This is a genomic window from Streptomyces hainanensis (assembly GCF_004348415.1).
Lineage (GTDB): Bacteria > Actinomycetota > Actinomycetes > Streptomycetales > Streptomycetaceae > Streptomyces > Streptomyces hainanensis.
The window spans coordinates 1-10,845 of record NZ_SMKI01000268.1; the positions used below are offsets into that span (position 1 = coordinate 1).

9 protein-coding genes are annotated in these 10,845 nt (G+C 75.1%); 3 read left to right on the forward strand and 6 right to left on the reverse strand.

Annotated elements, in window-relative coordinates:
* Positions 1-8: 8 nt before the first annotated feature.
* From E1283_RS22880 to hutU, 3 genes are all read right to left on the reverse strand, one after another.
* Positions 9-1,361, reverse strand: coding sequence for a formimidoylglutamate deiminase (locus E1283_RS22880; protein WP_207930493.1), 1,353 nt, complete (start codon positions 1,359-1,361; stop codon positions 9-11).
* Positions 1,352-2,536, reverse strand: a complete 1,185-nt coding sequence (locus E1283_RS22885) for an allantoate amidohydrolase (protein ID WP_132820009.1) — start codon at positions 2,534-2,536, stop codon at positions 1,352-1,354. Before E1283_RS22885 ends, E1283_RS22880 begins: the two co-directional genes overlap by 10 nt.
* Before the next feature lie 128 nt (positions 2,537-2,664).
* Entirely contained in the window at positions 2,665-4,392 is a 1,728-nt protein-coding gene (gene hutU / locus E1283_RS22890) for a urocanate hydratase (RefSeq protein WP_132820005.1), read from the reverse strand.
* A 130-nt stretch (positions 4,393-4,522) separates the two neighbouring features.
* On the opposite strand from hutU, the gene E1283_RS22895 reads away from it, so the two are divergent.
* The gene (locus tag E1283_RS22895; protein ID WP_132820006.1) at positions 4,523-5,842 is read left to right on the forward strand and encodes a type III PLP-dependent enzyme domain-containing protein; all 1,320 of its coding nucleotides are present in this window, start codon (positions 4,523-4,525) and stop codon (positions 5,840-5,842) included.
* A 10-nt stretch (positions 5,843-5,852) separates the two neighbouring features.
* Here the strand turns inward: E1283_RS22895 and E1283_RS38205 are convergent, their stop codons facing one another.
* Together E1283_RS38205 and E1283_RS22905 are read right to left on the reverse strand one after the other, a co-directional pair.
* A complete protein-coding gene (locus E1283_RS38205; RefSeq protein WP_207930496.1) occupies positions 5,853-6,380 on the reverse strand; it encodes a hypothetical protein in 528 nt (175 codons plus the stop codon).
* A 66-nt stretch (positions 6,381-6,446) separates the two neighbouring features.
* The gene (locus E1283_RS22905) at positions 6,447-7,298 is read right to left on the reverse strand and encodes a MurR/RpiR family transcriptional regulator (protein WP_207930494.1); all 852 of its coding nucleotides are present in this window, start codon (positions 7,296-7,298) and stop codon (positions 6,447-6,449) included.
* Between the two features lie 121 nt (positions 7,299-7,419).
* On the opposite strand from E1283_RS22905, the gene E1283_RS22910 reads away from it, so the two are divergent.
* Positions 7,420-7,869: a hypothetical protein gene (locus E1283_RS22910; RefSeq protein WP_132820007.1), complete on the forward strand. Its 450-nt coding sequence runs from the start codon at positions 7,420-7,422 to the stop codon at positions 7,867-7,869.
* Positions 7,870-8,217: 348 nt separating this feature from the next.
* Here the strand turns inward: E1283_RS22910 and E1283_RS22915 are convergent, their stop codons facing one another.
* Positions 8,218-9,600 (reverse strand): cystathionine beta-synthase, encoded by a 1,383-nt coding sequence (locus E1283_RS22915; RefSeq protein WP_132820008.1) that lies wholly within the window; start codon positions 9,598-9,600, stop codon positions 8,218-8,220.
* A gap of 138 nt (positions 9,601-9,738) precedes the next feature.
* Between E1283_RS22915 and E1283_RS22920 the strand changes: the two genes are divergently transcribed.
* A complete protein-coding gene (locus E1283_RS22920) occupies positions 9,739-10,770 on the forward strand; it encodes an SGNH/GDSL hydrolase family protein (protein ID WP_243745029.1) in 1,032 nt (343 codons plus the stop codon).
* The last annotated feature ends 75 nt before the right edge of the window (positions 10,771-10,845 follow it).

A 10,845-nucleotide genomic window follows, 5' to 3' on the forward strand; every position in this document is an offset into this window, starting at 1 on the left:
GCCCCGCCTCAGTCGCCGTCCCGCAGCGCCCGGATGGCCCGGTGCAGTCGGCTCGGCACCTCGTGCACCAGCTGGTGCTCGCCGTCCCGCACGATGTGCCGGCCGCCGACCACCGTGTGCCGCACGTCGGCGTTGGTCGCGGCGAACACCGCCGCCTCCAGGGCCAGTTCACGGGGCGGCCCGGCGGTGCGCACCGAGTCGAGCGCCACCGTGGTCAGGTCGGCGAGCCAGCCCGGCTCGATCCGCCCGGCCTCCGGCCAGCCGAGGGCGGCGTGGCCGTGCTCGGCGGCGGCCCGCATCAGCTGCCCGGCGGTGAAGTGGCCGCGGGCGCGGGAGCGCAGCCGCTCGTCGAGTTCCAGGGCGCGGGCCTCTTCCAGCAGGTCGATCACGGCGTGGCTGTCGCTGCCCAGGCAGAGCGGGCTGCCGGCGGCCCGCAGCCGGGCGGCCGGGCCGATGCCGTCGGCGAGGTCCCGCTCGGTGGTGGGGCAGACGCAGACCCGGGTGTCGGAGCGGCCGATGAGCTCGATGTCCTCGTCGGTGAGATGGGTGGCGTGCACGGCGGTGGTGGAGGGCCCGAGCACGCCGTGGTCGGCGAGCAGCCGGGCGGGGGTGCGGCCGTGGGCGCGCTGGCAGTCCTCGTTCTCGCCCGGTTGTTCCGAGAGATGGAGGTGGAGCGGGGCGCGCCGCTCGGCGGCCCAGCCGGCCACGGTCCCGAGCGCGTCCGTCGGCACGGCGCGCACCGAGTGGATGGCGGCGCCGATCCGGGCGTGGGTGCCGGGGCGCAGCCCGGCGGCCCGCTCGGCCCAGCGTTCGGCGGTGCCGTCGGAGAAGCGCCGCTGCTGGGCGGTGACGGGTTGGCCGAAGCCGGAGGAGAGATAGCAGGTGTCGAGGAGGGTGATCCGGATGCCGGCCGCCGCGGCGGCGGCGATCAGTGCCTCGCCCATGGCGTTGGGCTCGCGGTAGGGGGTGCCGTCCTGGTTGTGGTGCACGTAGTGGAACTCGCCGACGCAGGTCACGCCGGCCATGGCCATCTCGGCGTAGACGGCGGTGGCGAGGGCCAGGTAGTTCTCCGGCGTGAGTCGGCCGGCCAGGTCGTACATGCCGCTGCGCCAGGTCCAGAAGGTGCCGCCGCCGATCTGCGCGGCGCCGCGCAGCGCGCGGTGGAAGGCGTGGCTGTGGGCGTTGGCCAGCCCGGGCAGGGTCAGTCCGCGCAGGGTCACGGCGCCGACCGGCGGCTCCGCGACCCCGGGCCGGACGGTGGTGATGTGGCCGGTGTCTGCGGTGGCGATCACGACACCCGGCTCGACGATGCCGTTGAGCCAGGCGTACTCCGTCCAGTAGAGCTGTGCGGTCAGGGACACACCAGGTCCTCCAGTACGTCGGTCAGTGCGGCGATCCCGGCCCGGCAGTCGCTCTCGTCGGCGTGCTCGGCGGGTGCGTGGGACACCCCGGTGGGATTGCGCACGTACAGCATGGCCGTGGGCACGGCGTCGGAGAGGATTCCCGCGTCGTGTCCCGCGCCGGTCGGCAGCACGGGGGCCCCGCCGAGGAGGGTGGCGGCCCGGTCGCGCAGCCGGGCGTCGAAGGCGACGGCGGCCGTGTGGGACTCGCGGGTCACCGTCACGTCCACCCCGTCCCTGGTGCCGCGTTCGGCGGCGGTGCGCTCGATGCCGGCGACGAGTTCGGCCAGTGTGTCGGCGTCGGCGGCCCGGGAGTCGAGCCAGCCGCTGACCAGCGAGGGCACGGCGTTGACCCCGTTGGGCTCGACGGCGACCCGGCCGAAGGTGGCCAGCGCGCCGGCCAGCCTGGCCCGCTTGCGGGCGGCGAGCACGGTGTGCGCGTAGGTCAGCATCGGGTCGCGCCGGTCCGCCAGCCGGGTGGTGCCCGCGTGGTTGGCCTCGCCGGCGAAGTCGAACCGCCAGCGGCCGTGCGGCCAGATCACCGAGCCCACGCCGACCGGCCGGCCGAGGTCGACCAGGCCCCGGCCCTGCTCGATGTGGCACTCGACGAAGGCACCGATGCGGGTCAGCCGTTCGGGGTCCGGGCCGATGCCGGCCGGGTCGTGTCCGGCGCGCTCCATGGCCGCCGCCAGGGTGACGCCCTCCGGGTCGCGCAACGCCCTGGCGCGCTCCGGGTCGAGCAGCCCGCAGGCCAGCCGGGATCCGACGCAGGCCACGCCGAACCGGGCGCCCTCCTCGTCGGAGAACGCGACCACGCCGAGCGGCCGGCGCGGCCGTGCTCCCCTCGCCCGCAGTTCGTCCAGCGCGGCGAACGCGGAGACCACGCCGAGCGGCCCGTCGAAGGCGCCGCCGCCCGGCACGGAGTCCAGGTGCGAGCCGGTCACCACGGCGTCGCCCCGGGCCGGATCGCCCAGCCACGCCCACTGGTTGCCGTTGCGGTCCACCTCGTACGTCAGGCCGCGGGCCGCGGCCTCGGCACGGAACCAGTCCCGCAGCTGGGCGTCCACCGCCGTCCAGGCGAACCGCCGATACCCTCCGGCGGCGTCCCGGCCGATGGGCCCGAGGTCCGCCCACATCGCCCGGAAGTCCCGCCCCGGCCGCCAGGCCGGCGCGCCCCCGGCCGCCACGGCCGCCGGGGCCCCGGCGGCCTCCGTGGCCGCCGCACGCCCGGTGTCCGGCGCCCGCCCCGGGCGCGCCGCGCCCGTCACCGGTCGCCGCCCCGCTCGGTGGCGGCGCCTGCGGCGCCGCCACCGTGGCGGTCCGGTGCGGCCCCCCGCCCGGGGACCCGCATGGGGACCCGTAGGCCGCGTTCCTCGGCCACCGTCTCCGCCTCCGGGTAGCCGGCGTCCACATGGCGGATGACGCCCGTGCCCGGGTCGTTGGTCAGTACCCGGCGGATCTTCTCGCCGGCCAGCGCGCTGCCGTCCGCCACCGTGACCTGCCCGGCGTGCAGCGAGCGGCCCATGCCGACGCCGCCGCCGTGGTGGATGGAGACCCAGGAGGCGCCCGAGGCGACGTTGACCATCGCGTTGAGCAGCGGCCAGTCCGCGATCGCGTCCGAGCCGTCCCGCATGCCCTCGGTCTCCCGGTAGGGGGAGGCGACCGAGCCGCAGTCCAGGTGGTCGCGGCCGATGACGACCGGCGCCGCCAGCTCGCCCGACGCCACCATCGCGTTGAACCGCTCCCCGGCCCGCTCGCGTTCGCCGTAGCCGAGCCAGCAGATCCGGGCCGGCAGCCCCTGGAACCTGACCCGCTCCCCGGCCAGCGAGATCCAGCGGCGCAGCGGTTCGTTCTCCGGGAAGAGGTCGAGGATCGCCCGGTCGGTGGCGGCGATGTCGCGCGGGTCCCCGCTGAGCGCCGCCCAGCGGAACGGGCCCTTGCCCTCGCAGAACAGCGGCCTGATGTAGGCCGGCACGAAGCCGGGGAAGTCGAAGGCCCGGCCGTAGCCGGCCAGCCGGGCCTCGCCGCGGATCGAGTTGCCGTAGTCGAACACCTCGGCCCCGGCGTCCTGGAAGCCGACCATCGCCTCGACGTGCCGGGCCATCGACTCCCGCGCCCGCCGGGTGAACTCGGCGGGACGTTCGGCGGCGAGGTCGGCCATGTCGGCGAGGTCCACGCCGAGCGGCAGGTAGGCCAGCGGGTCGTGGGCGCTGGTCTGGTCGGTGACCACGTCGATCGGCGCGCCCCGCGCCAGCAGTTCGGGCACCACCTCGGCGGCGTTGCCGAGCACCCCGACGGAGAGCGCCCGGCGCTCGGCGCCCGCCCGCTCGGCGAGCGCCAGCGCCTCGTCGAGCGAGTCGGCCGCCACGTCCAGGTAGCCGTGCTCGATGCGGCGGGCGATCGCCCGCGGGTCGCAGTCCACGCAGAGCGCCACGCCGCCGTTCATGGTCACGGCGAGCGGCTGGGCCCCGCCCATCCCGCCGAGGCCCGCGGTCAGCGTGATCGTGCCGGCGAGCGAGCCGCCGAACCGTTTGGCCGCCACGGCCGCGAACGTCTCGTAGGTGCCCTGGAGGATTCCCTGGGTGCCGATGTAGATCCACGAGCCGGCCGTCATCTGGCCGTACATGGTGAGCCCGAGGGCTTCGAGGCGCCGGAACTCCTCCCAGGTGGCCCAGTCCCCCACCAGGTTGGAGTTGGCGATCAGCACCCGTGGCGCCCACTCGTGGGTGGTCAGCACCCCCACCGGCCGCCCGGACTGCACCAGCATCGTCTCGTCGGGCCGGAGGTCGCGCAGCGTGGCGACCATCGCGTCGAAGGAACGCCAGTCCCTCGCCGCCTTCCCCGACCCGCCGTAGACCACGAGTCGTTCCGGGTGCTCGGCCACCTCCGGGTCCAGGTTGTTCTGGAGCATCCGCAGGGCCGCCTCCTGGGGCCACCCCCGGGCGGTCAACTCACCGCCGCGCGGCGCTCGTACGGTCCGGGGTCCTGTCATGGACTGCCTCCCCGTTGAGGTTCGGACGACGCCGGTTGTGACGATCGCTATTCATACCTTCCAGGCTCTGAATAATTTCAGTCAACGACCAATCTCCGATCCGCCCGGAAAGCGTGCTTCGCTGTGGCACATGGTTGTTCCTCCCGACGCCGCCACCCGGCGCGAGCTGGCCGTCCGGGCCGCGCTCGCCCACCGCCCGCTCACCGACGAGCGGCCGCTCGTCGCCCTGCTCGACCTCGACGGCGTCCAGCGGACGGCCGCCGCACTCCATGCTGCCTTCGCCGAGGTCACCGCGCCCGGCCAACGCGTACTGCACACCTTCGCCGTCAAGGCCGGCACCCTGGTCCCGCTGCTCCGGCTGCTCGACGGCCTCGGCATCGGCTGCGAGGTCGCCAGCCCCGGTGAGCTCGCCCTCGCCCGCGCCGCCGGCGTCACCGCCGACCGTGTCGTCCTCGACTCCCCCGCCAAGACCCGCGCCGAGCTGCGGGAGGCGTTGGCCCTGGGCATCGCGCTCAACGTCGACAGCCGGCAGGAGCTGGACCGCGTCGACGCGCTGCGCGCCGAGGCGCCGGCGCACGGACCGCTCGGCCTGCGGATCAACCCCCAGCTCGGCGGCGGCGCCATCGACGCGATGAGCACCGCCACCGCCACGTCCAAGTTCGGCGTCGCACTCACCGACGAGGGGGCGCGCGAGTGGGTGCTGCGCGCCTATCTGGACCGGCCCTGGCTCACCCGGCTGCACTGCCACGTCGGCTCCCAGGGCGTCCCGCTCGACCGGATGGCCGCCGGGGTGCGCGCCATCCACGAGCTCGCCGAGGAGATCAACGCGGCGGCCGGCCGGCGGCAGGTCGACAGCCTGGACATCGGCGGCGGCCTGCCGGTGAACTTCGCCTCCGACGAGGTCAGCCCCACCTTCGCGGAGTACGCCCGGCTGCTGCGCGAGGCCGTCCCCGGGCTCTTCGACGGCCGCTACGGCCTGGTCACCGAGTTCGGCCGGTCGCTGCTCGCCAAGTCGGGGCTGATCCTGGCCCGCGTCGAGTACACCAAGTCGGCCGGCGGCCGCCCCGTCGCCCTCACCCACGCGGGCGCCCAGGTCGCCGTCCGCACCGCCTTCGCGCCCGAGTCCTGGCCGCTCAGGGTCGCCGCCTACGACGCGACCGGCACGCCGCGCTCCGGACCGCCGGTGCGCCAGGACGTCGCCGGCCCCTGCTGCTTCGCCGGCGACCTGACCGCCCGCGACCGGCCCCTCCCCCGGCTCGTCCCCGGCGACGTCGTCGCGCTGCTCGACACCGGCGCCTACTACTTCTCGACCCCCCTCGCCTACAACGCTCTCCCGCGCCCCGCCGTCCTCGGCTTCTCCGTCTCCGAGGAAGGCGCCGTCGCCTTCACCACGCTGCGGCACGCGCAGTCGCTGGCGGAGCTGGTGGCCGAGCACGGCGGCGGCCTGTGAGGCGCCACGCTCAGGCCGAGGAGCCGTCCACCGACAGGACGAGCACGGCGGTCCCGGCATCGACGTCCACCGCGGCGAGGTCCACGCGGAGGGAGTCGAAACCCAGCGTGCTGCCCGCGCTGCCGCTGCCGGAACCCGTGGCGGTGGAGCCGTCGTAGGAGTCCAGGGTCACCGAGGGGCTGCCGAAGTACGGGTCGGGTCCGATGTCCGTGACCAGCAGCCCGGTGAGGCCGAGCGCCGCGTCCAGCGGCAGCTCCGTGCCCTCGCGGACGGTGACCTCGCACGTGCCGTCGAAGCAGGGGTCGTCGGCACCGGGGGGCGCCGGCTCTCCGGCGGGTTCGCTGGGTTCGGCGGGTTCGGCGGGTTCGGCGGGTTCGGCGGGCTCCGTCGAACTGGTGGGCTCTGTCGAACCGGTGGGCTCCGTCGGGTCGGTCGGTGTCGGCGTGCTCAGCGGGCTGGACGCGTCACAGCCGGTCGCGGTCAGGGCGAGCGCGGCCGTCGCGGCGACGGCCAGGCTCCGGATCCCGGTCTTCCTCATGGGCCCGTTACTACCCGGGGCGGCTCGGGAGGGGTCCCGAGCCGCCCCCCCGGCCTGTCCAGTCCCTCAGTCGAGGAAGAGGCCGCGCGCCGCCGCCCTGGTGTCGAAGGCGTCGAGGCGCGCCTGGGCGTCGGGCAGCGCGTCGCACATCGCCTCGAGGACGGTACGGCCGAGCAGGGTCGGCGCGCAGGCCGTGTCGAAGGAGAGCGCCGTGCTGACCGGGGCCGTCAGCAGCAGGTCGTCGGAGTGCGCCACGGGCGTGAGCGCGCTGTCGGTGACCATGACCACCCGCAGGCCGGCGGCCCGCGCCGCGTCGAGCGCCTCCGCGACCTCGCGGGGGTAGCGCGGCAGCACGAAGCACAGCAGCGCGCTGGCCCCGGCCGCCACCGCGGCGTCCAGCCGGTCGGCCAGCATCGAGCCGCCCTCGTCGAGCAGCCGCACCTCCGGGTGCACCTTGGCGGCGAAGTAGGCGAAGCCGCGCGCCTCGGCGGCCGCGGCCCGCAGCCCCAGCACCGGGAGCGGCCGGGACGCGGCCAGCCGGCGCCCGGCCTCCTCGATCCGCGTCGGGTCGGACAGCTCGGCCGCCAACCGCCGCAGCTGCTCGATCTCGGCGAGCACCGCCCGCTGGTACACGTTTCCGCGCCGGTCGGCCGGCTCGCCCGCCTCCCGCGCGCGCTCCCGGAGCCGTCGCCGCAGCGCCGGGTAGCCGTCGAAGCCGAGCGCGACCGCGAAGCGGGTGACCGACGGCTGGCTGACGCCGGCCAGTTCGGCCAGCTCGACGCTGGAGAGGAACGGCGCCTCCTCGGCCCGCCGGACCAGGCAGTGCGCGATGCGCCGCTGGGTCGGGGTCAGCCGGTGTCCCTCGAAGAGCCGCAGCAACTCGGTGCTCGCCCCGTCCGGCTCGCTCGTCCGCCTCACCGCGCCATCCTATGCAGACGCCCCCTACGCCCACCCCGACCGCGGGTTCGGGAAAGCCCCGAGCCGATATGGGGGCTATCCCTACTGTGGGGCACGGGCGGGCGGTCGTACGGTGGGCGGCATGACGAGCGCCAGTGACCGCGACCTGAACCACGACGCCGACCTCAGGGGGGACCTGGAGGCCGCCGTGCAGACGCGCAAGGAGCTCGGCGAGAGCTACGAGGCCGAGCTGATCGACTCGTTCCTCGGCAAGGTGGAGCAGCGCATCGACGCCACCGTGGACAAGCGGGTGCGGCGTCAGCTCGCGGAGCAGCAGATGGTGGTCGCGCGCGGCGGCCGCCCGTCGGCCGGGCCGCAGGCCGAGTCGCAGGGCCCCGGCGTGGCCTTCGGCCTGGCCGCGCTCTCGCTGGTGCTGGCCATCCCGCTGTCGGCGATCGCGGCCGCGCAGGGCGGGGTGTCGGGGCTGCTGCTGTGCTGGGCCGGGATCGTCGGCGTCAACGCCTGCTACGTGGCCCAGGTGGCACTCCGCCGCGACGAGCACAAGCGGCCCCGCGACGACGACTGGGACTGAGCCGCCCGCGGCCGCCCGCGGCCGCCGGAGAGCGGCGGGAGCCGGCACACCGACCGGGCGGGGAGAAGAGTGTTGGCGGGGACCGCCGCACCCCGGTGTTGCCACCAGGGGCGGGACGACGGCGGTCCCCGCGGGGACGCGGGCCGGGTCGGGGCCTCGCGTCCGGGCGACCAGGGAGGTCCGGGAGCCGCTCCGGAGGTCCTTGGTGCCGACATCCAGAACTCTGCCGGACGGGTGTTAACGACGCGTTGCCCGGCCGTGACACTTCGGGTTCTGTTTGCCGTCTCCGCGAAAGCCGTACCGCCGTGCGACGAAACCCCGCGAGCGGTCCGCGTCAGCGGTCCACGGTCAGCGGTCGGCGGCCAGGAAGGTCAGCAGGTCCTGCCGGCTGACCACGCCCGTCGGCTTCCCCTCGACGAGCACCACCGCCGCGTCCGCCTCCCGGAGCACGGCCATCAGGTCGGCCACCGGCTCCCCCGAGCCGACGTGCGGCAGCGGCGGGCTGAGGTGCTTCTCCAGCGGGTCGCCGAGCGCCGCGCGCCGCCCGAACAGCGCGTCGAGCAGTTCCCGTTCGACCACGGAGCCGACGATCTCGGCCGCCATCACGTCCGGATGCCCGGCGCCCGGCTTGACCACCGGCATCTGCGAGACGCCGTACTCGCGCAGCACCTCGATGGCCTGCTCGACCGTCTCCTCCGGGTGCATGTGCACCAGCGAGGGCAGGGCGCCCTCCTTGCCGCGCAGCACGTCGCCGACCCGGAGCTCGGGCTCGCCGCCCTCCAGGAACCCGTAGTCGGCCATCCACTCGTCGTTGAAGATCTTGCTCAGGTAGCCGCGGCCGCCGTCCGGGAGCAGCACCACCACCACGTCGTCGGGCCCGAGCTCCCTGGCCGCCTCGACCGCGGCGACCACGGCCATCCCGCAGGAGCCGCCGACCAGCAGGCCCTCCTCGCGGGCGAGCCGCCGGGTCATCTGGAAGGAGTCCTTGTCGGAGACGGCGATGATCTCGTCGGCCACGTCGCGGTCGTAGGCGGTGGGCCAGAAGTCCTCGCCGACGCCCTCGACCAGGTAGGGCCGCCCGGAGCCGCCGGAGTACACCGAGCCCTCGGGGTCGGCGCCGATCACCCGCACCCGGCCGCCGCTGACGTCCTTGAGGTAGCGGCCGGTGCCGGAGATGGTGCCGCCGGTGCCGACGCCGGCCACGAAGTGGGTGATCCGCCCCTCGGTCTGCTTCCACAGCTCGGGCCCGGTGGTCTCGTAGTGCGAGCGCGGGTTGTCCGGGTTGCTGTACTGGTCGGGCTTCCAGGCGCCCGGCGTCTCGCGCACCAGCCGGTCGGAGACGTTGTAGTACGAGTCGGGGTGCTCGGGGTCGACGGCGGTGGGGCAGACCACGACCTCGGCGCCATAGGCGCGCAGCACGTTGATCTTGTCGGTGGAGACCTTGTCGGGGCAGACGAAGATGCAGCGGTACCCCTTGCGCTGGGCGACGATGGCCAGCCCGACGCCGGTGTTGCCGGAGGTCGGTTCGACGATCACGCCGCCGGGCCGCAGGGCCCCCGAATCCTCGGCGGCCTCGATCATCCGCACCGCGATCCGGTCCTTGACCGACCCGCCGGGGTTGAAGTACTCCACCTTGGCCAGGACGGTCGCCCTGATCCCGGTGGTCACTCGGCTGAGCTTCACCAACGGGGTGTTGCCGACAAGGTCGATCATCGACTCGTGATACTGCACCTGGGTCTCCGCATATCCGGGACGGATCGGTGGCGGTTCCGTCCGCCCACCGGACATCACCCTATTGCGTTGCGCGGCACACCGCGCTGGGCACCACATGTGTGGAGAGACGCGATGGACGGATGGTGGGAGGCGGCCATGTCAAGGGCGAGGGTGGCACGCAGGATCGCGACCGCGGCCGCCTACGGCGGCGGCGGTCTCAGCGTGCTGGGCGGCGCCGCGGCGGGCCTGCTGCTGACCGAGGTGCGCTACGCGCGGAGCAGGCTGGGCGCCGGCTGGGACGACGAACCGCCGGTCTCCGACGGCCTCTACGGCGACGCGTTCGCCCCCACGACCGGGGTGCCCTGGCGGCTCGCGATACTGGGCGACTCCACGGCGGCCGGCTACGGCGTGCACCGCGCCGGGCAGACGCCGGGCGCGCTGCTGGCGTCGGGGCTCGCGGCCGTCTCCGAGCGGGCGGTGGAACTGCACAACGTCGCGTTGACGGGCGCCAGGTCGTCGGACCTGGAACGGCAGGTCTCACTGCTGCTGACCGAGCCCGGCCGGGCGCCGGTGCCCGACGTCTGCGTCATCATGATCGGCGCCAACGACATCACCGGCCGGGTGACGCCCGCGCGTTCGGTGAAGTACCTCTCCGAGGCGGTGGCCAGGCTGCGCACCGCCGGCAGCCAGGTGATCGTGGGCACCTGCCCCGACCTGGGCTCCGTCGAACCGGTGGCACAGCCGCTGCGCTGGATCGCCCGGCGGCTCTGCCACCAGCTGGCCGCGGCGCAGACCATCGCGGTGGTGGAACTCGGCGGGCGCACGGTCTCGCTCGGCGCGCTGCTCGGCCCCGAGTTCGCCGCACACCCCCGCGAGTTGTTCGGGCCCGACCGCTACCACCCGTCGGCCGAGGGATACGCGGCGGCGGCGATGGCGATCCTGCCGACGCTGTGCGACGCGGTGGGCGTCTGGCCCGCCGAGGAGCGGGCCGAGGCGGCACGCCGCGAACGGCTGCTGCCGGTGGCCGACGCGGCGGCCAGCGCCGTCACCGAGGAGGGCACCGAGGTGAGCGCGGCGGAGAGCGGCGGCCGCCGCATCCCCTGGGCCCTGGTCAAACGCCGGCGACGCCGCCAGATCGGCCTGCCGGCCTACCGGTCCGAAGGACCTCCCTCCGAACTACCCGCCTGACCCCGGGGGCCTCCGCGAGGCGCAGCCTCGCCACGATCGGCGCCGCCACCGGGCCCCCCGACTTGACGCAAAGCC